Origin of the sequence: Candidatus Dechloromonas phosphoritropha (assembly GCA_016722705.1) — a bacterium.
Lineage (GTDB): Bacteria > Pseudomonadota > Gammaproteobacteria > Burkholderiales > Rhodocyclaceae > Azonexus > Azonexus phosphoritrophus.
Genome location: JADKGN010000004.1, coordinates 345,140 through 368,967, shown reverse-complemented (window position 1 = coordinate 368,967; position 23,828 = coordinate 345,140). Strand labels below are relative to the sequence as shown.

At 63.0% G+C, this 23,828-nt stretch carries 20 protein-coding genes, 1 tRNA gene and 1 pseudogene; 13 read left to right on the top strand and 9 right to left on the bottom strand.

Annotated elements, in window-relative coordinates; translation table 11 throughout:
* Position 1: 1 nt before the first annotated feature.
* Positions 2 to 1,309: an adenylosuccinate synthase gene (locus IPP03_07370; GenBank protein ID MBL0352470.1), complete on the top strand. Its 1,308-nt coding sequence runs from the start codon at positions 2 to 4 to the stop codon at positions 1,307 to 1,309.
* On the opposite strand, the gene IPP03_07365 is transcribed toward IPP03_07370, so the two are convergent.
* The 3 genes from IPP03_07365 to IPP03_07355 all read right to left on the bottom strand — a co-directional run bounded on the left by IPP03_07365 (position 1,310) and on the right by IPP03_07355 (position 3,072).
* Positions 1,310 to 2,356: a M23 family metallopeptidase gene (locus IPP03_07365; protein MBL0352469.1), complete on the bottom strand. Its 1,047-nt coding sequence runs from the start codon at positions 2,354 to 2,356 to the stop codon at positions 1,310 to 1,312.
* A gap of 41 nt (positions 2,357 to 2,397) precedes the next feature.
* On the bottom strand, positions 2,398 to 2,793 hold the full coding sequence (locus tag IPP03_07360; GenBank protein ID MBL0352468.1) for a hypothetical protein: 396 nt from the start codon (positions 2,791 to 2,793) through the stop codon (positions 2,398 to 2,400).
* Between the two features lie 194 nt (positions 2,794 to 2,987).
* Positions 2,988 to 3,072, bottom strand: a tRNA-Leu gene (locus tag IPP03_07355).
* 41 nt (positions 3,073 to 3,113) lie between these two features.
* Between IPP03_07355 and rnr the strand changes: the two genes are divergently transcribed.
* Positions 3,114 to 5,324 (top strand): ribonuclease R, encoded by a 2,211-nt coding sequence (rnr, locus tag IPP03_07350; GenBank protein MBL0352467.1) that lies wholly within the window; start codon positions 3,114 to 3,116, stop codon positions 5,322 to 5,324.
* A gap of 66 nt (positions 5,325 to 5,390) precedes the next feature.
* Here rnr and IPP03_07345 read toward each other — a convergent pair whose 3' ends face one another.
* Positions 5,391 to 6,167, bottom strand: a complete 777-nt coding sequence (locus IPP03_07345) for an HD-GYP domain-containing protein (protein MBL0352466.1) — start codon at positions 6,165 to 6,167, stop codon at positions 5,391 to 5,393.
* A gap of 181 nt (positions 6,168 to 6,348) precedes the next feature.
* Between IPP03_07345 and IPP03_07340 the strand changes: the two genes are divergently transcribed.
* The 3 genes from IPP03_07340 to IPP03_07330 are packed head-to-tail and all read left to right on the top strand — an operon-like array spanning position 6,349 to position 8,857.
* Positions 6,349 to 7,191, top strand: a complete 843-nt coding sequence (locus IPP03_07340) for a GGDEF domain-containing protein (GenBank protein MBL0352465.1) — start codon at positions 6,349 to 6,351, stop codon at positions 7,189 to 7,191.
* Between the two features lie 52 nt (positions 7,192 to 7,243).
* The gene (locus IPP03_07335) at positions 7,244 to 8,446 is read left to right on the top strand and encodes a sodium:proton antiporter (protein MBL0352464.1); all 1,203 of its coding nucleotides are present in this window, start codon (positions 7,244 to 7,246) and stop codon (positions 8,444 to 8,446) included.
* Positions 8,447 to 8,455: 9 nt separating this feature from the next.
* Positions 8,456 to 8,857: a DUF1049 domain-containing protein gene (locus IPP03_07330; GenBank protein MBL0352463.1), complete on the top strand. Its 402-nt coding sequence runs from the start codon at positions 8,456 to 8,458 to the stop codon at positions 8,855 to 8,857.
* Between the two features lie 32 nt (positions 8,858 to 8,889).
* On the opposite strand, the pseudogene IPP03_07325 reads toward IPP03_07330, so the two are convergent.
* Positions 8,890 to 9,516 (bottom strand): annotated as a pseudogene (locus IPP03_07325) (hypothetical protein).
* Positions 9,517 to 9,594: 78 nt separating this feature from the next.
* Here IPP03_07325 and rlmB point away from each other — a divergent pair.
* The 4 genes from rlmB to IPP03_07305 all read left to right on the top strand — a co-directional run bounded on the left by rlmB (position 9,595) and on the right by IPP03_07305 (position 13,203).
* Entirely contained in the window at positions 9,595 to 10,326 is a 732-nt protein-coding gene (rlmB, locus tag IPP03_07320; GenBank protein ID MBL0352462.1) for a 23S rRNA (guanosine(2251)-2'-O)-methyltransferase RlmB, read from the top strand.
* A gap of 46 nt (positions 10,327 to 10,372) precedes the next feature.
* Complete coding sequence (arfB, locus tag IPP03_07315) at positions 10,373 to 10,777, top strand: aminoacyl-tRNA hydrolase (GenBank protein ID MBL0352461.1); 405 nt, start codon at positions 10,373 to 10,375, stop codon at positions 10,775 to 10,777.
* 48 nt (positions 10,778 to 10,825) lie between these two features.
* Positions 10,826 to 12,148 carry a DEAD/DEAH box helicase gene (locus tag IPP03_07310; GenBank protein ID MBL0352460.1) on the top strand — a complete coding sequence of 441 codons (1,323 nt, stop codon included), beginning with the start codon at positions 10,826 to 10,828 and terminating at the stop codon, positions 12,146 to 12,148.
* 314 nt (positions 12,149 to 12,462) lie between these two features.
* Positions 12,463 to 13,203, top strand: a complete 741-nt coding sequence (locus IPP03_07305) for an SGNH/GDSL hydrolase family protein (protein ID MBL0352459.1) — start codon at positions 12,463 to 12,465, stop codon at positions 13,201 to 13,203.
* Between the two features lie 288 nt (positions 13,204 to 13,491).
* Here the strand turns inward: IPP03_07305 and IPP03_07300 are convergent, their stop codons facing one another.
* Positions 13,492 to 16,098 (bottom strand): tetratricopeptide repeat protein, encoded by a 2,607-nt coding sequence (locus tag IPP03_07300; protein ID MBL0352458.1) that lies wholly within the window; start codon positions 16,096 to 16,098, stop codon positions 13,492 to 13,494.
* A 256-nt stretch (positions 16,099 to 16,354) separates the two neighbouring features.
* On the opposite strand from IPP03_07300, the gene IPP03_07295 reads away from it, so the two are divergent.
* The gene (locus IPP03_07295) at positions 16,355 to 17,161 is read left to right on the top strand and encodes an NAD-dependent protein deacylase (protein ID MBL0352457.1); all 807 of its coding nucleotides are present in this window, start codon (positions 16,355 to 16,357) and stop codon (positions 17,159 to 17,161) included.
* Positions 17,162 to 17,218: 57 nt separating this feature from the next.
* On the opposite strand, the gene IPP03_07290 is transcribed toward IPP03_07295, so the two are convergent.
* Genes IPP03_07290 through rarD form a run of 3 tightly spaced genes read right to left on the bottom strand, consistent with a single transcriptional unit; the run spans position 17,219 to position 20,796 of the window.
* Positions 17,219 to 18,562 (bottom strand): fused MFS/spermidine synthase, encoded by a 1,344-nt coding sequence (locus IPP03_07290; protein MBL0352456.1) that lies wholly within the window; start codon positions 18,560 to 18,562, stop codon positions 17,219 to 17,221.
* Positions 18,563 to 18,569: 7 nt separating this feature from the next.
* Positions 18,570 to 19,871 (bottom strand): HlyC/CorC family transporter, encoded by a 1,302-nt coding sequence (locus IPP03_07285; GenBank protein MBL0352455.1) that lies wholly within the window; start codon positions 19,869 to 19,871, stop codon positions 18,570 to 18,572.
* A gap of 37 nt (positions 19,872 to 19,908) precedes the next feature.
* On the bottom strand, positions 19,909 to 20,796 hold the full coding sequence (gene rarD, locus IPP03_07280; protein MBL0352454.1) for an EamA family transporter RarD: 888 nt from the start codon (positions 20,794 to 20,796) through the stop codon (positions 19,909 to 19,911).
* A 204-nt stretch (positions 20,797 to 21,000) separates the two neighbouring features.
* On the opposite strand from rarD, the gene argC reads away from it, so the two are divergent.
* The 3 genes from argC (at position 21,001) to IPP03_07265 (ending at position 23,777) form a co-directional block, all read left to right on the top strand.
* Positions 21,001 to 21,939: an N-acetyl-gamma-glutamyl-phosphate reductase gene (gene argC, locus IPP03_07275; protein MBL0352453.1), complete on the top strand. Its 939-nt coding sequence runs from the start codon at positions 21,001 to 21,003 to the stop codon at positions 21,937 to 21,939.
* 61 nt (positions 21,940 to 22,000) lie between these two features.
* Entirely contained in the window at positions 22,001 to 22,420 is a 420-nt protein-coding gene (locus IPP03_07270) for a NirD/YgiW/YdeI family stress tolerance protein (GenBank protein MBL0352452.1), read from the top strand.
* Positions 22,421 to 22,601: 181 nt separating this feature from the next.
* The gene (locus tag IPP03_07265) at positions 22,602 to 23,777 is read left to right on the top strand and encodes a diguanylate cyclase (protein MBL0352451.1); all 1,176 of its coding nucleotides are present in this window, start codon (positions 22,602 to 22,604) and stop codon (positions 23,775 to 23,777) included.
* Positions 23,778 to 23,828: the final 51 nt, after the last annotated feature.

Here is a 23,828-nt window from a genome sequence, read left to right as displayed (position 1 = left end):
CATGGCCAAGAACGTTATCGTGGTCGGCACCCAGTGGGGTGACGAAGGAAAGGGCAAGATCGTCGACTGGCTGACTGACCATGCGCAGGGGGTCGTGCGTTTTCAGGGCGGGCACAATGCGGGGCACACCCTGGTCGTCGGTGAACAGGTCTACAAGCTGAATCTGGTGCCCTCGGGCATCGTCCGCGACGGGGTCAAGTGCTACATCGGCAACGGCGTGGTGCTCGATATCCACCACCTGCTGGCCGAAATCGCCAAACTCGAAGAAGGGGGCATCGAAGTACGCTCGCGCCTCAAGATCAGCCCCGGCTGCCCGATCATCCTGCCTTACCATTCCGCCATCGACAAGGCGCGCGAGGACGCCAAGGCAGATGACCAGAAGATCGGCACGACCGGCAAGGGTATCGGACCGACCTATGAGGACAAGGTTTCGCGGCGCGGCCTGCGCGTGTATGACCTGTTCAACCCGGAGCGCTTCGCCGGGAAACTGCAGGAAGTCCTCGCCTATCACAACTTCGTGCTGACCGAGTATTTCAAGGCACCTGCAGTCGACTATCAAATGGTGCTCGATCAGGCGATGGCCGACGCCGAGCAGATCCGCCCGCTGGTGGCCGACGTCTCGGCGGCACTCTACGCGGCCAACCAGGCCGGCCAGAATCTGCTGTTCGAGGGCGCGCAGGGCGCCTTGCTCGATATCGACCACGGCACCTACCCGTTCGTGACATCCTCGAACTGCGTTGCCGGTCAGGCTTCCGCAGGCGCCGGCATTGGTCCCGGCATGCTGCACTATGTGCTGGGCATTACCAAGGCTTACTGCACCCGTGTCGGCGGCGGTCCCTTTCCGAGTGAACTCGACATCGACACCGCCGGCGCGCCGGGTTATCAGATGTCGCAGGTCGGCAGGGAGTTCGGCACGGTCACCGGGCGCAAGCGCCGTTGCGGATGGTTCGATGCCGCGGCGCTGCGTCGTTCCGGCCGCATCAACGGCCTGACCGGGCTGTGCATCACCAAGCTCGACGTGCTCGACGGCCTCGCGGAACTCAGGATCTGCAACGGCTATCGGCTTGACGGCAAGGTCCTCGATCTGCTGCCCATAGGCGCCGACGAAGTCGCTCGTTGCGAGCCGATCTACGAAACGATGCCCGGCTGGTCGGAAACGACCTTCGGCGCCAAGCGCTGGCAGGATCTGCCGGCCAATGCCCAGGCCTACCTCAATCGTCTGGAGGAGCTTTGTCAGGTGCCGGTTGCCATCATCTCGACCGGTCCCGAACGCGACGAGACCATTCTCAGGCAGCATCCCTTCGAGTAATCACTGGCCAGTGCCGCCCGGCGGCGGTTGTCCCACGAGGGGATTTGAGCCACGGGCTCGTTGACCTCCGGGGCGCGGCGAACGGGCCTGAAAGACCCGCCCATCATCCCCCAAGACGACTTCCTGTGGGGCGTTGGCAAGCGGCGGTGCCTTGCCGGGCGTCGCATAGTCGGCCGTCGCCAACTGGCGGAACTTCGGCTCGAAGACGTAGGGCGGATCGCCGACAAAGAAGCGGAAGGGCACCGAAACCATCGCAAACCCTTCGTTCCTGCGCACCAGTTTCTGGACCACGAAGTGCAGGTGCGGGCCGGAAGTGTAGCCGGTGGCGCCCGAAAGCCCGATGACGGTTCCGGCCCTTATCTTATCTCCCGGACGCACGCGGACCCCGCCGGGCGCCAGATGAGCGTAGGTCGCCACGGTTTCGTCGGCATGCAGGATGCGGACGTAGTTGGCCCTGGCCAGCAGCACCTTATCGTTGCCGCCGAAGCGGTTTGCCGCTTCAGTCTCGATCACCACACCATCGCGGGCGGCGACAACGGGCGTATTCTCGGGCATCGTGAAATCGACGGCATGCTCGCTGTCATCGGTGGTGTGGGTGGTCAGCGGACCGCCAGACGCCTGGCTGATGACGAAGCTCCGCCCGTTGGCGAAGGGCAGGCGATAGGTGGCACGCGGGTCGGGGATGGCGTGGAAGCTGCCGACGCTGAAAGTCGATTGCGTCGAGAAGCGCAGGCCGCGTCCCGGGTAGGTCGGGCGGATCCGCAGAAGCAGCACTTCACTGTAGGGGCGGACGACGGCATGGACGGGCAGCGGCTGGGTGGTACTGACGTTGTCCATCGCGCTCAGTATCAGCCGTACCGATACCGGCGCCGGGCCGCGATTCCGGGCTATCAGGTCGCTGCCGGCGCCGCTGCGTTCGGCGCTTATCGAGAACGGATAGGCCTGTCCGGCGCCGGCAATTTCCGGGAGCGAGCAGGCAATGAAGAGCCAGAAGATCAACAGTCGGCGCATGGGCAGCAGGGCGGCATCGGGGCGACAACAGCGCACTCTATCGCCTTGCCGGTGTTCAGTCGACGGGCCCGTGTCGGTCAGCGGGCGGGGACCGGTTGCCAGCCCTCGGGGCAGTAATCGACGTTTGGGTAGTACTGTCCGGCCGATCCACAATAGTTCCAGTAGCCGGCTGCCGGGGCGACATAGGCCGGCTGGGGCGAGACGTAGGCCGGGGCCGGCGCGTAGTAAGTCGAGGCAGCAATTCCGGCGGCGATGCCGGTGATCGCCAGCAGGGCGGCCGGGCCGGCCCAGCCGTAGCCACGACGGTGGTCGTGGTCATATCGGGGGGGTGCCGGCCGGTAGTCGCCGTGGCCGTATTGCCGGGGAACCGGGCGGTAATAGCTGCGGTCGTGTCCGTTGTCGGCCAGTGCCGGGCTGGAAGTTCCGAGTGCGATGCAGAGTGCGCCGCAGAGTGAGATGATGGTCGTTTTCATAAGCCAAGTAACGCAGTGGGGCGCTGGCCGATGACGGCGGGGCAGGGCGGAAATGTGAGGAATTGTTACAGGCCGGTGTTTCGCCCTGTGAGACAATCGCTGCTGAACTGTTGGCGGCCGGTTGCGGTCGACCGGGAAATTGCCGCGAAAATGAAAAAAGGCCTTGTCGAGACAAGGCCTTCCATCAAGATCGCTGGTGCCCAAGGCCGGACTCGAACCGGCACACCTTGCGGCGCTAGTACCTGAAACTAGTGCGTCTACCAATTCCGCCACCTGGGCACAGGTGCGAAGAGCGGCTGATTATAAAGAAAGTGAATTGCATGTCAAGGAAAAAGCCATCGGCAATCCGCCGTGCCGACCCCTTCTTCGAGCGCGAAGCGGCCCGTTATGGCCTACCTCTCCCGTCACGCGAATACGTCTCGCAGGTATTGGCTGACGCAGGTCGTCCGGTCACGTTCGCTGAATTGACCGGACTGCTCGACATCACCGTAACCGAGCAGGAGATGTTCCAGCGCCGGCTCGGCGCCATGGAACGCGAAGGCCAGTTGATGCGCAACCGCAAAGGCGCCTATATCCTGCCCGAGCGGGCCAGCCTGACGCCGGGCAGGATACAGGGCCACCCGGACGGCTACGGCTTCCTGATCCCCGACGACGGCAGTGCGGACATCTTTCTCGACCAGCACCAGATGGCCAAGGCGCTGCACGGTGACCGCGCCTTGGTGCGACTCACCGGCATCGACCGCAAGGGACGCCCCGAGGGCAGCATCGTCGAAGTCACCGAGCGCGCCAATACCCGCGTCGTCGGCCGGGTGCTCGTCGAGCACGGCCTGGTTTTCGTGGTGCCGGAGAACAAGCGCATTGCCCAGGACATCCTGGTGCCGCCGGAGAAGCGGCCGAAGATCCGCCCGCAGTCCGGGCAGGTCGTCATGGTCGACATCATCGAGCAGCCGAGCAAGTTCTCGAAGCCGATTGGGCGCATTTCCGAGGTGCTCGGCAATTATGCCGATCCGGGCATGGAGATCGAAATTGCGCTGCGCAAGCACGATCTGCCGTTCGAGTTTTCGAAAGCAGCGCTGGATGAGAACCAGGCGCTGCCAGACAGTATCAAAAAGGCCGATCTCGTGGGACGCGAGGATCTGCGCGGATTGCCGCTGGTGACCATCGACGGCGAGACGGCGCGCGATTTCGACGATGCCGTCTACTGCGAGAAGAGGAGCCGTGGCTGGCGGCTTGTGGTGGCGATCGCCGACGTATCGCATTACGTTCAGCCTGCCATGGCGCTCGATGCGGAAGCGATGGAGCGCGGCAACTCGATCTATTTTCCACGCCGGGTGATTCCGATGCTGCCGGAAAAACTCTCCAATGGCATCTGTTCGCTGAACCCCGAAGCCGACCGGCTGGCAATGGTCTGCGACATGGAAATTGGTGCTGGCGGCGTGATCGGCAAGTACCGATTCTACCCGGCGGCATTCCGCTCGCAGGCACGGCTGACCTACAACCAGGTATGGTCGTGGCTGTCGGGCGCGGCGCAACCGGAAACGGACTTTCACATCGGGTTGCAGCCGCAGTTGCTCAATCTTTACAAGTTGTTCAAGACCCTGCACGCGGCGCGCGGGGAGCGTGGGGCGATCGACTTCGAGACCACTGAAACCCAGATGGTCTTCAATGAACAGGGCAAGATCGAGAATATCGTTCCGGTCGTGCGCAACGACGCACACCGGATCATCGAGGAATGCATGCTGGCTGCCAACGTCTGTGCTTCGGATTTCCTTGCCGGTCACAAGCAGACCTGCCTCTATCGCATCCACGAGGGCCCGTCGGCAGAAAAGCTCAAGAACCTGCGGACCTTCCTCGGCGAATTCGGGCTGGCACTGGGTGGTGGTGACGATCCGCGGGCCAAGGATTACGCCGTCCTGCTGGAGCAGGTCAAGCAGCGCCCGGATTTTCAGCTCCTGCAGACGGTGATGCTGCGCTCGCTCAAGCAGGCGCTGTACAGCCCTGACAACGTCGGCCACTTCGGACTGGCCTACGAGCATTACACGCATTTCACCTCACCGATCCGCCGTTACCCCGACCTGCTGGTCCATCGCGCCATCAAGGCCGTGCTCGCCGGCGCGAAGTACACGCCGGCGGGAAACTGGGACGACATCGGCCTGCACTGTTCGGCGACCGAGCGCCGGGCCGACGAGGCGACGCGCGATGTCGAAAACTGGCTCAAGTGCTTCTTCATGAAGGAGCGCATCGGCGAGGAATTCGATGGCACGATTTCGGCGGTGACTGCCTTCGGTATCTTCGTGGCGCTCGACACGATCTACATCGAAGGTCTGGTGCACGTCTCGGAACTGGGCGCCGACTACTTCCAGTTCGATAACATCAAGCACCAGATGCTCGGCGAGCGCACCGGGCAGCGTTTCCGTCTCGGCGATCGCGTGCGCGTCAGGCTGGTGCGCGCCGACCTCGAAACCAACAAGATCGACTTCGTTCTCGTCGACGACAAGCCGCCGCGGAAAACAGCCCGATCAAGGGGTTGACCGCAACAGCGTGGGCGGTGCCCGTTGATAAACAATTGGTTGGTCAGCCTACCGACGCAGTCGAAATCAGTCCGTCCGCCCTCCGTCGAGACGATCCACGGCCGTCATTTCCCTGAGCAACTGCTCTTCCTTGAGGAAGGACTCTACCGCAACCGGGTCGAACTGACTGCCGGACATCCTGAGGATTTCCGCCTTGGCCGCGTCAAACGGGAGCGCTTTTCGGTAAGGTCTATCGAACGTCATGGCATCGAGAGTGTCGATGACGGCAAACAAGCGAGCGGGCAAAGGAATGGCTTCTGCCTTCAGCGCTTGCGGATAACCCGAGCCGTCATATCTTTCCTCGTGGCAGAGAACAATCTGCCTGGCAAGAGAAAGGAAGGGAGCTTTCTCCAGAATACTACTGCCATATTCAGGATGAAGGCGCATCACCTGCCATTCCGCTTCCGACAGCGGCCCTGGCTTCAAAAGTATCGCATCGGGTACACCGATCTTGCCTATGTCATGAAGCAGGCTGCCCCAGTATATTTCACGGAGTATTGCCGCGTCTGAATAATGATGACGTGCGAGGATCAGCGTATGCGAGGCTACTCGTTTGGAGTGCAAGCCGGTTTCGCTCTCTCGAAGGTCAAGTGCGGCGGCGAGCGATTCGACAAAATCTTCGTAGGGATGCTTGTCGACCAGACCAGCTAGTTGCTTGCGGGATTCAAACAAGCAGTACTCGCAAATCCAGCGGTCTGCCAGCTTGTGGTATTGCCGTGCGCTCGTCGTGGCCCCGCATATCGAGCAAAGCGGCTTGCCATACCTGGTGGCGGAAGCGTTCGGGCTTGAATGCGAATTCTTCATGGCGTTCCCTTCCAGCGTTGCACTTCAAATTTGAGGCCGAGAACAATAAACTGCCGTGCCCTGCGCCGATCATCCAGGTCGTTCCAAATCAACGATGCCATGGATAGCAACAATGCGGCTATTATTGCCTGATAGCAACCTGCACCCATCCCCAGAAATCTGGGTTCACTCTGATTGCCATATGGATATCCTCAAAAAACTCCTGGTGCGCGGGAAACTGCTTGTCACCTGGGCTGTCGCAGCGCTGGCAATCGTAATTCTTGGTGTTCTCCGTCACTCTACCGATACAGAGTATGCTTTTGCCTCTGTTACGATTATCCCGGTCTTTTTCGTAACATGGGTGTGCGGTTTTAGTCACGGGGTAGCTGCAGCCGCGCTGGCTGTCATTATGTGGGCTGCTACTGACGTGCTGTCGTACCAAGGGCCTCGCGAAATTCAGATAGTTTATTTGAACGGCTCTGTCCGGATGGCCACTTATTGTTTCGTCGCCTATTTGACCGCACGGATACGAACGCTGTTGCAACGTGAAATCGAATTGGCATCGCATGACGCCCTTACCGGGCTCATGAACCGGCGCGCTTTTCTCGAAGCCGGGCATTCCGAGGTAGGGCGAGCGCTACGTTATGACCACCCGGTGGCGGTTGTCTTTCTCGATCTGGACAACTTCAAGCAACTGAACGACAGTCGCGGTCATGATGTGGGCGATACGGCACTGAAGTCGGTTGCCGACGCATTGAGGAAAACCCTCCGTACCACCGACACGGTGGCGCGGCTCGGCGGTGACGAGTTTGGCGTTGTCCTGCCTGAAATCGATTGCAATGCGGCAACAGAGGCAAGCAACAAAATTGTGGCGGCCGTGGGGACGGCCCTGACGACCTTTGCACCGGTTACCGCCAGCGTCGGAGTCGCATGTTTTGAAAAGCCGGATAACGATTTCGCGAGAATGCTCAGGCTGGCGGACAAACTGATGTATGAAGTGAAGCAGGATGGCAAAGGTGGCATGCGCATGCGATCATTCGTATGATGGGTCCGCGTTCGTCACCGATTTTCGATCAACATCTCCAGCCAGGCGTCAAATGACCTATCCCGCGATCCTTATCGCCTCGGTCTTTCTGCTTGCCGCTTTCGGCGTCGAGCGACTTAGTCGCGTACTTGGTCTGCCTGCCGTGATCGTGCTGGTCGCACTCGGGTTCTTCGCCAAGCCCCTGCTGGCCTCCTTTGGGTTCGCACTCGACGGGCTTGGAATCACGGTTCCGGTCGTCGGTACGATAGGGCTGATCTTGATCGTTCTGGAAGGGGCGCTTGACATCCAACTGCGCCGGGATCGCATCAAGATGGCCGCGGGGGCTATCGCAATGGCCGTTGCCGGTTTCGTGCTTTGCGTCATGGTATTCGCCGCCTTGGCTATGCTGGCGCTACCGCTTACTCTCTTCCAGGCGACGATCCTCGCCATACCGTTTGCCGTCATCAGCAGTGCGATCGCCATCTCGAGCAGCCATTTCCTTCCCGACCACGGCAAAGAGTTCGTGGTTTACGAAAGTTCGTTATCTGACATTCTGGGCATCCTCATTTTCTTTGCGCTGGTCAATTCCGATGGCACCATCGGCGGCATCGTGATGAGTTTGCTGGGTGGCGGCGCGCTCTCGTTCTTGATGGCTGTCGTCAGTTCCGTGGGCTTGGTTCTGGTGCTGATGCGCATCGATGGACATGTCCGGTTCATTCCATTGCTCGCAGGGCTATTTGGGCTCTATGCCGCCGGCAGGCTGTTGCACTTGTCCCCGCTCATCATGGTGCTTTTGTTCGGCCTGGTGCTGAACAATCCGACGCTGATCACGCGCTGGCGGCCTCTGCGTGGCTGGATGGACGAAAGCTACGAGGCCACCCTGAATGAATTCAAGACTCTGGTACGGGAACTCACATTCGCGGTGCGCGGTTTCTTTTTCATTCTCCTCGGTTACTGGACCGATCTGTCCGATCTTGCCTCACCCCGCGCCTGGATGGCTGCCGCGCTGGTGTTGAGCGTGGTTTACTCGGGGCGAATTGCCATGTTGAAACTAAGCGGGAATGAATTGGCCGGTTCCCTGGCGTGGATCGCCCCTCGCGGCCTGATAACCGTGTTGCTGTACCTCAGCGCCAAAGAAGTGCTGTCATTACCAAGCTACCTCAGCGGAACGGTTGTTCTGGTCATCTTGATCTCGTCGGCATTGGTTACCGTGGCGCATGTTAATGCCAAGGTTGAAGGCACAGCAACGAATGGACAGAAGGCAGTCGGACCTTAAGGAGGCATCATGCAACTGACGATCATCGCCGCTATCTTTGTGGCCATTGCCGGCGTCTTTTTTGCCATGCAGAATAATATTCCCGTGACCGTCAATTTCCTGCTGTGGCGCTTCGACGGTTCGCTTGCCATGGTGCTCTTGCTGGCCGTCGCGATGGGCGCAACCATGGTTGCGTTGCTGACGACACCGGCCACCCTGCGTCGTCAATGGCTGGTGGCGCGCCAGAAGCGGCGCATCGAAGAACTCGAAAGGGATAATGAACTCCAGAAGGCTCACATTGCCAAGCTGGAAGAAAGTTCAGGCGCGCCGGGAGACATTTCCGCATCACCTCCACCCTACGTCGGTCTCAAACAGATCGTGATGTCCAGACAGGGTGATCCAGCGGATGAAGAAGACAAACCTGGCAATTGATATGCAAATTCTGCCAAGCGGCATCGTGAAAATCATCTGAAGCGGGCAGGAGCAGTTGCGTTTGCTCGGGAGACAGGCGTGTTGCGGGTTGCGCCCACCTTGCTGATGGCAGGTCGAGCCTGCGCGACCTGACCTTTTTGCACGATTGGGTGAAACGGGCAAGGAGGTCGTACGCAGGATCGTGCAGTTCGTCGAAAAGGCCAGCGTCGGTTTGCTCGGCACTCTCGGCTGGCAGGGCATAACGAGTGGAATGCGCTAAATGGCTCTTTGTCGTGGTGGTGACTCGGCAGCAGTACGCTAGATTCTCCCGGTCGTGACGCAAAGCATGCCTTGATATCGCCATCGAGAGCGCGGATGCCATCGCGGCCGTAATGGCCGCAGGAGGCAATCTCGGAGATATGCGGGTGGTTGATCGAGAATCCCGGCACCGCGGAGAGATTCCAGTCGTTGGTCGCGACGATGTTGCCGACATTGCGCTGGGCAAACACCTCACCGGCCTTGGTCTGGGTGATAGTGTTCACCGGCACCGGCGAGTCGGAGCAGCCGATCCACAGCACGGTCGGGTTCTGCTCGTGGCTGAGGTCGGTGAAGTAGTCCCTGTCCTACTAGAAAACCTCGGTAACAAAGCGCCGGTTCCCATCCAGCAATGTCCTGATCATTGTCCCCTCCAGCATTCAGTTCTTATGGCCGGCTTTGTGGCACGGTAGAATCGCGATTCCAATCCATCGCGAGTACTCATGTCGTCACGCCTGATCTACGGCTTCCACGCCATCACCGCCAAGCTTCGTCACGATCCCGATGCCGTCAAGGAAATCTTTGTCGATGCCGCACGCCACGATGCGCGCGCCCGTGATCTGCTCGCGCATGCCGAGTTGCAGGGAGTCAAGGTCATTGCCGGCGACAGCCGGCGCCTCGACGGCATGGCGCCGGGCGCACGGCATCAGGGCGTCATTGCCCGTGTCGAAGGCGGGCGCCAGGTGGCGCATCTCGACGATGTGCTCGACACGCTTGAAGAACCCGCCTTCCTGCTCGTGCTCGACGGCGTCACCGACCCGCGCAATCTCGGCGCCTGCCTGCGCGTTGCCGACGCAGCGGGAGTTCACGCCGTCATTGCGCCCAGGGACCGGTCAGCGGGATTGACCGACGTGGCGCTGAAGGCGGCCAGCGGCGCCGCCGAAGCCGTGCCCTATGTGATGGTCACCAATCTTGCGCGGACCCTGCGCGAACTCAAGGAACGTGACATCCAGGTGATCGGCACCAGCGGCGAGGCGGAATGCGATCTCTACGCCGCCGAGTGGCTACCGGCGACGGCCTGGGTGCTCGGCGCCGAAGGCGAGGGCATGCGCCGCCTGACGCGCGAGAATTGTGACCAGCTGGTACGCATCCCGATGTATGGGACCGTGGAAAGTCTCAATGTTTCGGTCGCCGCCGGGGTTTGCCTGTTCGAGGCCAGACGTCGCCGCTCCTGAGGTGGCGCTCGCTACAGATGACCATACCGTTTCGGGCGTACCTCACATGCGCAGCAGTCTGACCATCCCTGTCGAGGAAGTCGAAATCACCGCGATCCGTGCGCAAGGCGCTGGCGGGCAAAATGTGAACAAGGTGGCCAATGCGGTGCATCTGCGCTTCGACATCGCTGCCTCGTCGCTGCCGGAGGAGATTCGCGAGCGCCTCCTGAAGCTTGGCGACCAGCGCATCAGCAAGGATGGCGTGATCGTCATCAAGGCGCAGAAATTCAGCAGTCTCGAGAAGAATCGCGGCGAAGCGTTGCGCCGACTGCATGAGATGGTTGCCGGTGTCGCCGAGCTGCCGAGGAAACGCCGACCGACCAGGCCGACCCGAAGTTCCGTTGCCAAGCGTCTCGAAAGCAAGTCGCGGCACGCGTCGCTGAAGGCCGGGCGGCGCAAGGGCGGCGAGTAAGGCATGCACAGCCTTGGCGTTCGCCTGTTCAGATTGGAACCGTAGCCCATGAGCTTTGCCCGCCTCGGTCTGATTGATCCATTGCTGCGGGCGCTCGTCGGGCTGGGCTATAAAGTTCCGACAGCGGTTCAGGTGCAGGCGATTCCCGCCGTCCTCGGCGGGCGCGACCTGCTGGCGGCGGCGCAGACCGGCACCGGCAAGACAGCCGGCTTTGCCCTGCCGCTGCTGCAGCGGCTGGCTGAAGAGGGGCTGCCGGTGGCCAGCACCTCCGTGCACGCGCTGGTGCTGGTGCCCACCCGCGAACTGGCCGAGCAGGTGTGTGAAAGCATCCGCGCCTATGGACAGCATCTGCCGCTACGCACCTGTGCGGTGTACGGCGGAGTCAGCATCAATCCGCAGATGATGCAATTGCGCAAGGGTATGGATGTCGTGGTCGCGACGCCAGGCCGCCTGCTCGACCTGCATCGGCAGAACGCGCTCAGGTTCGGCCAGCTCCGGATCCTCGTCCTGGACGAAGCCGATCGCATGCTCGACCTCGGTTTTTCCCGGGAACTCGAGGCTGTTTTCGCCGCCCTGCCGCGGCGACGGCAGACCCTGCTCTTCTCGGCGACCTTCGCCGATGCCATCCGCGACATGGCGGGCACGATTCTGAACGATCCGGTCATTGTCGAAGCCAGCCCGCGCAACACTGCGCCCAGGCGTGTCAGGCAATGGGCGATACCGGTCGACAAGAGACGCAAGCCGGAACTGTTCTGCCACCTGCTCAGGAGCAGGCGCTGGGGTCAGGTGCTGGTTTTCGTCAAGACGCGCAAAGGTGTCGACCAACTGGTGGCAACCCTTCTCGGGCAAGGAATCGCTGCCGACTCGATCCACGGCGACAAGCCGCAGCCGGCGCGCCTGCGGGCGCTCGAGAGTTTCAAGGCGGGCGAAGTGCAGGTTCTGGTGGCCACCGATGTCGCGGCCCGCGGACTCGATATCGACGATCTGCCTCTGGTGGTCAACTTCGATCTGCCGATCGTCGCCCAGGACTACATCCACCGCATTGGCCGCACCGGCCGCGCCGGCGCCAGCGGCGAGGCGATTTCGCTGGTTTGCGCCGACGAAGTCGCCCAGTTGGCGGCGATCGAGGCACTGCTCAGGGAAACGCTCCGGAGAAGCGAGGAGGCGGGTTTCGCACCCGACCATCGGGTGCCGCTGACCGCCGCCGCAGCCCTGCCCGTCAGGAAATTCAGGAAGCCGCTCAAGCCGCAGGTCGCCGGCGGCGGCCGGGCCAAGGCAATACCGGAAACGAAGGGCAGCCCCGTGGCGCCAAGGGCCCGCCCGGTCGCCCGGAAACCAGCAAGACGGGGACCTCCCCGGCGGTCGTCGTGAGCCGGGCAAGCGGGGAGGTGTGGCGATTGCCATCCTGGCTGACAGCGCGTCGCAAGCGCAAGGTCCTGGCGCAGCTAGGGTACGGTACTGTTCGTGCCGGTCGAATGACCGATCCGGTCTGGTGAGCTCGTCAATTGATGAAGCTACTCCCGGACTACAAGGTCTGCGCTTTGCCGCGCGTCAGGCTCGTTCCAGCGCTCCGCGGTGTTCCATGCGACGTATTTGCAACCGGAATGGCAACAAGCTGAACCCCTTTCACATGAATCAGAGCGTCGGCGTCCGGCTTCGCCGGCATCACCCATAGACTCCCGCCCATGAACGGTTTGCTGAGTTGGCTTCCCACCCTGGTACTCTCGCCACTGCTCTTCGTGCAGGGCGTGCATGTCCGCCGGGTGACACCGAGGTTGCCGGAAGCGCCGGGAAGCCGTTCAGGTGCGAGCGGTAGCGGACCATCGCTCAAGCTGCTGATCCTTGGTGACTCCGCCGCCGCCGGGGTGGGCGCCTCATCGCAGGCGACTGCCCTGGCAGGTTGCCTCGTCGACGAACTGATGCCGGATTTCAAGGTGAGTTGGCAACTCCATGCGGAATCGGGCGTCACCACCCGCGACCTCATTGCACGACTCGATGGCGTCGCCGGCGGGCGCTTCGACGTGGCGATTGTGTCGATCGGCGTCAATGACGTCATTACTGGCCGGCGAACCCGGCAGTGGACCGCGGAATTGGCCAGCTTGCTCGATCTGCTGGAATCGGCCTTCGGCGTCCGGCACATCCTGCTGTCGGCGTTGCCGCCGATGCACCGTTTCACCGCCTTGCCGCAGCCCTTGAGATGGTGTGTCGGCCTGCGCGCCCGGCGTTTCAACGACGAGCTCCTGCGCTTTGCCGGCCGTGACGGGCGGTGTGCCGTGGTCTCCCTGAACTATCCCCGGGATCCGTCTTTCCTCGCTCCGGACGGATTCCATCCCGGCGAGCCTGCCTACCGTCACTGGGCCGCCGCGGTGGCAGCCAGCGTCCGGCAATTGCCATCATTTGAAGCCGGCGAAGATCGACCGGCTTGATCGCCCTGCGCGGCGTCGCCACTCAAATCAGGTCCTCCGAAAGCCGCGCACTGTGGCGCATCAGCCGCGAAACACGGTAACCGCGTGCGCTGCGCAAGCGGCAGTTGCAGCGGGCTGCCGCGGTCGACGCCGAAAAGGACCGAAAAATGGAAATTCCGTCGCCGTCAGGTTGTCGTTGCGCGCAGCAACACGGCGTCAAGCACCAATTCCCGGATACAGCGGCCGTCCAGCTTCGGCCGTCCGTCCTTGCGGAGAGCCGTTGGCAATCCGTCGTTTGCCGAGGGCAAGTCAAGCGGTCAAGGACGCCAGCGCTGCGCTGATTTGGTCGTCTGTCCTGCCCATTGCCTGCAGCAGGCCGATGTAATTTGCCATTACAACCTGGGATGAGGGGTGATCCGGACCCAGGCTCTTGATACAGATCGCCAGCGCCCGGCGCAGCAGCGGCTCGGCGTCGGCCAGCCGGTTGGTGGTCTTCAGCAACTGGGCCAGATTGTTGAGGTCGCGAGCAACATCGGGGTGGTCGGTGCCGAAGCTCGCCTCGTCGATTGCCAGCGCCCGGCGCATCAGCGGCTCGGCCTCGGCCAGCCGGTTGGTGGCCTGCAGCAACTGGGCCAGGTTGTTGAGCCAGATGGCGACATTCGGGTGGTCGGCGCCGAAGCTCGCCTCGCCGATCGCCAGCGCCCGGCGCATCAGCGGCTCGGCCGCGGCCAGCCGGTTGGTGGCCTGCAGCAACTGGGCCAGGTTGTTGAGCTGGATGGCCACGTTGGGATGGTCGGCGCCGAAGCGCGCCTCGTTGATCGCCAGCGCCCGGCGCAGCAGCGGCTCGGCCTCGGCCAGCCGGTTGGTGGCCTGCAGCAACGCGGCCAGGTTGTTGAGGTCGCGGGCGACGTTGGGGTGGTCGGCGCCGAAGCTCGCCTCGTCGATTGCCAGCGCCCGGCGCATCAGCGGCTCGGCCGTGGCCAGCTGGTTGGTGTCATGCAGCAACGCGGCCAGGTTGTTGAGGTCGATGGCCACGTTGGGGTGGTTGGGGCTCAAGCTCGCCTCGTCGATTGCCAGCGCCCGACGCAGCAGCGGCTCGGCCTCGGCGTAGAGGGCTTTCTCACCAAGCAGCAGACCGACGTAGCTGAGCAGGCGGACAGTGGGGTCGGGAATGCCGACTTCATCCGCGCGGGTCGCGACTGCCCGCGCGTGCGCCGTCAGGGGATCGAGGACCGGCCAGTCGCGGATGTCAGAAGGATCGCCGACAATCGCCGCGTTCACCCAGTTCAGCGCTTCGACCAGCGGGCCATGGGCGGGATCCGCTTGTTGGCCGCGCCGGGTGACCTCCTGCACCAGATGGTGCACGCTGAAAACAGGAAGGTCGGCAGAACGCGTCACCAGCGAGTACGAGTCGAGTTCCGCCAGGGCGCCGCCGGGGTCGGCTGCGCCGGCATCGTCTCCGGCCACGGGTACGTCGAGCAGCGACTCGGGAACGGGTTCCGGGGCCAGCCAGGCGAGGCGCTGCAGCAGTCGGCGGGCAGGCTCCTTGAGCTGGTCGAACGAGGTCTGCCAGGTGATCGCGACACTGGTCGGGTATTCCATCAGGTCCGGGTCGTACCATCCGAGCACCGTTTCGCGCCGGCGCTGCCATTCGCTCAGGTACTGGCCGAAGCTGAGACGCCGGTGGACGATGTAGGCGCCGGCCTGCTCGAGCGCGAGGGCGAGATAACCCAGTTCCCCGGCCAGTATCTGCGCAGCGGCGGGATCGTCGGCCTGCGGCCGGCGTTTTCCCGCAGTCCGCGACAGCAGAAAGTCCGCGGCGGCATCGGGCGCGAGCAGATCCACCGGCAATGTCTTGACGCTGGCGCTCCAGTTCGCCAGCCGGCTGGTGATCAGGACGTGCCCGCCCAGCAATTTTGCGAACAGCGTCTTGACGGCGGACGCCGCGGGTTTCGTATCGACGTTGTCGAGAATCAGCAGCCAGCCGGGATGCTGGTTGAGCCAGGTGACGACGGCATCGCGTTGCCGGCCTTCGTCGGTCTCGTCCTTCGCGGCGAGATCAAGGATCGTCGCCCCGCACAGGGCGGCCAGATTGCGCTCGAGGGCTGCGCCGCTGTCGGCGCCAACAAGCAACATCGCCGTGTAGCCGCCGCCGCGCCGCCAGGCGTATTCGAGCGCCAGCCGTGTCTTGCCGACGCCGCCCAGCCCGGTCAGCGCCTTGGCGACGGCTGCCTGGTCGTTGCCCTGTGGGAACGTTCCGAACTGGATGATCAGCGCGGCAAGCAGGGACTCGCGCCCCTTGAACAGGTCGCCGAGGCTCGTGTAAGGGAGATTGACCGGCTTCCGGACCAGCCCGGCCGCGATCAGGATGTCGAGCAGGCTCGAGCGCCAGACCTCGGCGGCGAACTGGTCGGCCGAGACGAAGCGAATTCCCGGGTGACGGTTGATGCTCCTCAGGCGCGCCAGATGCTCCTGTTGCGCGGTGGCCGCGAGCGGGTCGAGTGCGTAACGCTCATCTCGTTGGGCGCCGCTCTCGGGCACGGCAATGATCAAGCGCTTGCCGTGATACAAGGCGAGCCAGGCTTCCCACTGCGTATAGGAGAGGAGCGGTCCACCGGCCTCCAGAAACGTGGCCACCGGGGGAAGCCGGCTGCCGAAATCCGGATAGCGTTGCCGGATCACCGCTACCGACGGCGCCGGCGCCATCGCGCCGGTCATGTCGCCCACCAGGTGGATCACCACCTCGCACTGACGGATGTAGTCGTCGAGCATGTCCAGCGTTTCGCTGCCGGTCGCGATGAAGTCTTCCTGCACCTTCGCCGTGACATTGGGGCGCTCCAGATAATGGCGCAGGGCATCACGGTAGCTGCGAAACTCCGCGCTCACCGTAGACAGAAAGATCCGGACCTCCGCCATGCTTCACCCCTCCGATCGCCTTCTTCATGGCTGCCTGCCGGACTGCTTGGGCCGATGCGGCACCCGTGACGGCTTTACCTTGGCATACTATACCGCGAGCGCCGGGGGTGTTCCCCGGCTTCCGGCAAAAACCCGCCATTGAAGCAAACGCCGGCGCTCGGGCGGGCGGCCGGGCAAACAGGATCGCCTTGCGCATCGGGAATTGGACGCAAGCTGTTCATGCGGCCGTCAGGTGTTCATAATCCGCATATCGCAAATGAGATCACGCACTGTGGACAAGCTGACCATGATCGATCGCATCGCCCGCCGTCTTGCCGCGGCGCGCCGGGTGCTGTTCATCACCGGCGCCGGAATCTCGGCGGATTCCGGGTTGCCCACCTATCGCGGGGTCGGCGGGTTGTACAACGACGACGCGACGGAGGACGGGATACCGATCGAGACGGCGCTGTCGGGGGACGTGTTCGCGGTCCGGCCGGACATCACCTGGAAATATCTGGCCCAGATCGAGCAGAACTGTCGCGGGGCGCTGCCCAATGCCGCGCATCGCGCCATCGCCGTGCTGGAGCGGGTAATGTCCAAGGTCGTCGTCTTCACCCAGAACGTCGATGGTCTGCACCGCAAGGCCGGCAGTTCAGACCTCATCGAGATCCACGGGAATCTCCAGGAACTGCGCTGTACCGTGTGCGACCATGGTGAGACGGTCGACGACCTGGCGGGGCGCGAGCTGCCGCCGCTTTGCCCGGCCTGCGGCGCTGTCCTGCGGCCGAACGTGGTGCTCTTCGGGGAAGCCTTGCCGGCGGGAGCGATGAGACGTTTCTCCGACGCCATGGATGACGGCATCGACATGGTGTTCACCATCGGTACCTCGGGCGTCTTCCCCTACATTGCCGAGCCGGTGGTCTGGGCGGCACGCGCCGGAATACCGACCGTCGAGATCAATCCCGTGGCAACACGCCTGTCGCGCCGCGTCGAATATCACCTGCCGCTCGGCGCCGCCGAGGCGATGACGGCAATCATGGCCTCCCTCGAGCGCCACGGTCTCCGGGGCGTTCCGCGTTTCTAGAAACCCCGGGGATTGTCCCGAAGAATGTCAGGGCGGCCATGACCTCTGCCGCCATTTCTAGCGCGAACGTGCAAGATCGAGGTCGGCCCAATTCTTCTCGTCTACGTAGATGCCGGTTGTAGCAGGCCGGCTGCTGGCGAAGCAGGTGACCTCGACGTTGGCCAACGCCCGTGCCTTGTGCAGGACTTCGACCGCGCAACGCCCGAAGACGCTGTCGATGGTGGCCAGCAGGTTGCGCGCATAGGGCGTTTCCAGTTTGCCGTCGAGGATCAGGTTGGCGAGCATGACGCCGTCGGGTTTCAGTACGCGGCGCGTGTCTTCCCAGAATTCCCGGGTGACGAGGTGAGCGGGAATGGATGTGTGCGAGCTATAGACGTCGACGATGACGGCATCGAAGCGGCGCTCGGTGACGGCGATGAAACGCCGGGCGTCGTCGGCAATGAACTCGCCACGCGCCGGTTCGCGCAGGAAGTGTTTCTCGGCAATGTCACGGATCGCCGGATCGATGTCGACATAGGTGTAATGGTTGGTCGGCTCGCGGTGTGACAGCGTGAAGCCACCGGCGCCGAGGACCAGGATGTCGCGCTCATGAAATTCAAGTTCTTTCAGAAGAACGTGACGCAAGTGATTGATGTAGAGCGTGTAGTTTGGCGGATCAGAATCGTCGATCAGCGAAGCGGTGGATTTGTTGACCCAGAACGCGCGCGGGTTTTCCTGGCCGGGGAGGGCTACCGGGCCGACGATATATTCGGCATAGGCGGTATCGGCGGTGACCTCGTGATCTAGGTTGAAGGCTATGGCAATTGCCGCGGTCGACGCGGAAAAAAGGGCAATTTTCAGGTCGCGTCCGGCGAGTAGCAGCGCCCCGGCGAGCAGCAGCGCACTGCACGCGAATACCGCCGCGGAAACTCCAAGCCACTGCATGACCAGCAACGACAGGCTGATCGACCCGAGGAAGGAACCGAGCGTGGACCAGTAAAGCGCCATGCCGCTTGCTTCGCCGGTGCGTGCGTGCTGCATCAGGTTGGTCAGGACCGGTACCGTCTGGCCGAGCAGCCAGGCAAGCGGACAGAGGACGCCGCCGATGAAAAACAGATACGCCAGCAGCGCCGGCTGCAGGTGGGCGAATATCCAGTCGACGCTGACGCCGGCCAGCCCGACCCCGGCCAGCGCCGCCGCGATCAGGAAGTTGCGGGCGACGACGGCCGTGTAGTTGCTGGCGACTTTGGCGCCAGCGGCATAACCGAGAGCCAGCGCGAGCAGGAAGAAGGCGATGGTCGGCGCGGTGATGACGATGGAGCTGCCGACATGCGGCACCAACCGGCGCAGCGCGATGATCTCGGCGCCGAGAGAACAGAAGCCCTCGATGAAGACGATGATGTAGATAAGTGTGCGCGACACCCTGACGTCAGCTCACCGGCGGGGCCGGCGTCAGCCGGGTGACCAGCAACTGGTCGACGCGGTAGTTGTCTACGTCGACGACCTCCAACCTGAAGCCGCCGTGTTCGACGCTCTCGGTCGGACGCGGCACCTTGCGCAGCACGTACATCAGGAAGCCGGCGATGGTTTCGAACTGGTCGTCGTCGGGGAAGGGCGGGACGCCGAGCAGGGTTTCGAGGTCGCCGACCGGGGTCAGGCCATCGACCAGCCAGGAGTTTTCATCGCGTCGGATGATCTGCGCTTCGCTGGAGCCGTCAAGGGTTTCGCCGACCAGCGTGGTGGTGACGTCGTTGAGTGTGATCAGGCCGACGATAAGCGCGTATTCGTTGATGATCAGTGCAAAGTCTTCGCGCGCGGCCTTGAACTGCTCGAGAATTTCGCTGAGGGTCAGCGTTTCGGGAAGGACCAGCACGTTGCGTAGCAGGCCTTCGGCCTTGAGCGAAAGCTTCTCGCCGTTGAGGATGCGGTTCAGGATGCCCTTGGAATCGACATAGCCGACCACCTTGTCGATGCTGCCGGCGCACACCGGAAATTTGGCATGCGGATGGGTGCGCAGCGTGCCGCGGATCGCCGCTTCGTCTCCCTGGTTGTCCAGCCAGACGATGCTGTCGCGGGCGGTCATTGCCGACGGGGCAGTGCGCGCCTCCAGTCCGAAGACGTTCTGGATCAGTTGCTGCTCCTGCTTGGCGACGACGCCGGCACGCAGGCCGGCCTCGGTCATGGCGACGATGTCCTCGGGTGTGACGTCCTCAGGGCGGCTTTCGGGCAGGCTGAAGCGCGCCATGATCAGGTTGGCGGCGCCGTTGAAGATCCATACCAGCGGCGACAACAGGCGGATGCACAGCGCCATCGGCCTCGCGATGCGCAGGGCGATGGCTTCCGGCGCGACGATGGCGATGCGCTTGGGCAGCAGGTCGGCGAGCAGGACGAAGGCGGCGGTGACGAGCGCGAAGGAGAGGACGGAGCCGAGCGTGGCGGCGGTAACGGCGCTGCCGACATAGGGCAGCAGGGTGCCGGAAAAGAACGGCGCGTAAGCCTCCTCGCCGAGCACGCCGCCGAGGATGGCGACGGCGTTGAGGCCGATCTGGATGGTCGTGAAAAAATGGCCGGGCCGGCTCTGCAGCGCCAGCACCGTCACGGCGCGGCTGTCACCGCTGGCGGCCAGTTGCGCCAGCTTGAGCTTGCGCGCGGCGGCCAGTGAAATTTCGGAAGTCGAGCAGAAGGCGCTGATGGCGATCAGCAGCAAGATGATCAGGGTGTTTTCGAGCAGTCCCATCGGGTGCTCCGCGGTGCGTGATGACCGCGCATTATCGGCGATCCCGGTACTTTTCCCACATGCTCCAGCTGAAGACGAAGAGGCCGAGCCAGATCAGGGCGAAGCTGATCAGCCGTTCCGGCTGCAGCGGCTCACCGAAAATCCATACCGCAGTCAGGAACTGCAGGGTCGGGTTGATGTACATCAGCATGCCGACGGTGGCCAGGTCGAGGCGCTGGGTGGCGGCGGCGAAGGCCATCAGCGGCAGGGCGGTGATGATGCCGGCGCCGAGCAGCAGGGTTGCGGTCGACAGGCCATGACCGCCAAAAACCTGATGGCCACTCCGCGCCTGCCACAGTGCGTAGATGCCGCACACCGGCAGCATGGTCAGCGTTTCCAGCCACAGGCCGGAAAGGGCGTCGACCGGAACCTGCTTGCGCACCAGTCCGTAAGTGCCGAAGGTGACGGCGAGAAACAGCGAAACCCAGGGCAGGCTGCCCAGTGTGACGACCTCGTTGGCGATGGCGACGACCGCAAAGCCGACCGCGATCCATTCGAGCCGGTTCAGGCGTTCCTTAAGGACGACGAGTCCGAGCAGCACATTGACCAGCGGCGTCAGGAAATAGCCGAGGCTCGAGGCGACGACCTGCTCGTTGGCCACCGCCCACAGGAAGACCAACCAGTTGCTGCCGACCAGCAGCGCGGCGAGCGCCAGCATGGCCAGCCGGCGCGGCGTGCGGAAGACGGCAACGACCTTGTGCCAGCCGCCGCGCAGCGTCAGCAGCAGGCCGACGAAGACGCAGGCCCAGACCGCGCGGCTGGACAATACGTCCATCGGCGAAATGTGCGCAAGCTGGCGGAAATAAAGGGGAAAGAAGCCCCAGATGCCGTAGGCCAGCAGGCCGAAACCGATGCCGGCGAGGTGGGGTTTCGCATTCATGGCCGCATCTTGCCACATCCTGCTACCGGGCGTGGCGAGCATCGCATCCGGCGAGCGGCTTGCCGGCATGGGTCAGCGACTGGTCTTTGCGATGCGCGGCCCGGCGCACGTCTTTTCGCGAGATTGGTCGCTGTCCTTGTGTAAAGGTCACGGTTTTCTGCAAGAATTGCGGTCTTCTACAACCGCAGCGATTCCGGATTTCTCATGACCTACAAAGTCTTTGTCGACGGCCAGGAAGGCACCACCGGCCTGCAGATCAACGAATACCTAGGCAAGCGCAGCGACATCGAACTGCTCAGGATCGCTTCCGACAAGCGCAAGGACCTCGCCGAGAGGAAACGCCTGATCAACGAAGCGGATGTTTGTTTTCTCTGCCTGCCTGACGCCGCCGCCAGGGAATCGGTGGCGCTGGTCGACAACCCGGACACCTGCATCATCGACGCCTCCACCGCGCACCGCGTCGACCCGGCGTGGACCTTCGGCCTGCCGGAACTCGCGCCGGACCAGCGCGCCAGAATTCGCGCCAGCAAGCGCATCGCCAACCCCGGCTGCCACGCCTCCGCCTTCATTCTTGCCCTCAAGCCGCTGGTCGCCGGTGGCCTTGTCGCGGTCGACACGCAAATTGCGGCCAATTCCATCACCGGCTATTCCGGCGGCGGCAAATCGATGATCGCCCACTACGCAAGCCCGGCCCGCATCGATGCGCCGCGCCCCTACGCGCTCGGCCTCGAGCACAAGCATCTGCCGGAAATGCAGGCCTACACCGGGTTGACCGCAGCGCCCATCTTCCAGCCCATCGTCGGCCCCTTCTACAAGGGCCTGGCCGTCACCGTCTATCTGCACCCGCGACAATTCACCCGCAAGGCCGGCCCGGGCGACGTGCAGAAGCTGCTGGCCGACTACTACGCGGGCGAGCCCTTCATCCGTATCGCGCCGGTCGATCTGGAGGCGAACACCGACGGTGGCTTCTTTAATGTCGAAGCCAGCAACGACAGCAACCGCGTGGACCTCTTCGTCTTCGGCAACGCCGAGCGCATGCTGCTCGTCGCCCGCCTCGACAACCTTGGCAAGGGCGCCTCGGGCGCCGCCGTGCAGGCGATGAATGTCCATCTCGGGGTTGAGGAGAGCCGCGGGCTGGTGTGACCGGTTTCGGGAATCACAGCGCTGATTGCCTTTATTGCAGTGCCTTTCTTGGAGATTAAACATGAAAAACAAGCTACTCGTCGCCCTTCTGCTGGCCATGCCCTTTGTCGCGCATGCCCAATTCACCGGCCCGCGCGCCGACGGCGTGGCCCGCGGCAACCCGGCCGTCGTAACCACGGTTGCCGCCGCCAACAAGGCCGCGGTCGACACTCCGGTCCTGCTCGAAGGCCGGATCACCCGCCAGGTCGCCAGTGAGCGCTATGAATTCACCGATGCCACCGGCACCATCGTCGTCAAAATCGACGACGAATACCTGCCCAGTGAAACTTTCGACCAGAACACCCAACTGCGCATCAAGGGCGAAGTTGATCGCCGCTGGAATCAACGTCAGCGTTACATCGATGTGAAGTCGGTGCAGATCGTTCGCTTGGCGAGGCTGGAGGGGGGAGCGCGACGAGATGAGGTCGCGCTTCCCGGTTGAGCATTCTTGCCCGGCTTTTGCTTCGGTCTCACCCACCAACGGCCGGGAATTTCATGTTGTGCCTGTCGCGGTCGACCGGAAATTCCGGGCGAATTTGCAGTGGCGCCGCCGTGGATTTTTACGGTGCCCGGAATGAAATTGCGTTCACATTTGTTGCAGTTTGGTGAATCATGCTGCTTCGATGACAGCGACTTTCCAGAGTGTGGACACGCCGATGATGACGCAGCTTCATCCGCTGACCCTGAGCTTTCGCAATCCCGAGGTCGAGCGTGCCTTTGCCGCTAACCTGCTTTCGCGCTTGCGCGTGCAGGGGCGCGCGGCGATTCTGGTCGGTACGCTCATCTATCTGATGTCGGGGTTTCTCGATAGCTGGCTGGTGCCGCCGGAACATCAGGTTACCGTGTGGGTGTTTCGTCTGTCAGCCCTGACCTACGCAGGCCTGGTCTTCCTGCTGACCTTTCGCCCGGCCTTCGAGCGCTTCAACCGGCTGCCGCTCGGGTCCACCGGGCTGGTCGTCGCCGGCAGTCTGATCGGGATTCTCTATTTCCTGCCGCTTGAGGCAACGCCTTACTTCTACCCCTGCCTCATCCTGTCAACCTTCTACACCTACAACTTCATCGGTACCCGCTTCATCTACGCGCTGGTCATCGATATCGTCGTGGTGATCTCCTACAACCTGATTCTCGGCGGGCTGCGCGAATTTCCGGTACCCATGCTGCTGAGTCACAATTTCTTCATCATCTCGGCCAACCTGATCGGCGGCGGCGCCGGCTATCTGGCCGAATACCAGCGCCGCCAGCTTTTCATTCGCGAGGCTGAGCTCGACCAGGAACGGCAACACCACCTCGAACGTTCGCTGCACGACCGGCTGACCGGCCTGCCCAACCGCGAACTGCTCGAGGACCGCATTGCCCAGTTGCTGGCCCGGGCGCGCCGTGACAGTGCAACGCATGCCGGCCTGTTCATCGATCTCGATGGCTTCAAATCGATCAACGACCAGCTCGGACATGACCGGGGCGACAATGTGCTACGTCTGATAGCGCGCCGCCTGCAGGCTGCGGTTCGGCAGACGGACACCGTTTCCCGGCTCGGCGGCGACGAGTTCTTCGTGCTGGCGCATGATGTCGATTCGCCAGCGCGTGCCGGGCAGCTCGCGGAGAAGTTGCTTGCGTGCATTGCCGAACCGTTTGTCGAACTGCCCGAGGCCAGCGGTCTCGGGGCCAGTATCGGCATCTGCGTCTTTTCCGGAGGCGTCAGATCGTCGGAAAATCCGGAACAGATCATCCGTGCGGCCGACCAGGCGATGTATGAGGCCAAGGGCGGTGGCAAGCATCGTCATGCCTTTGCCGCCAGTTGATGGGTCGTGGCCAACAATTCGGCACGGCAGGTGCGCACGGCGATGCCGTGC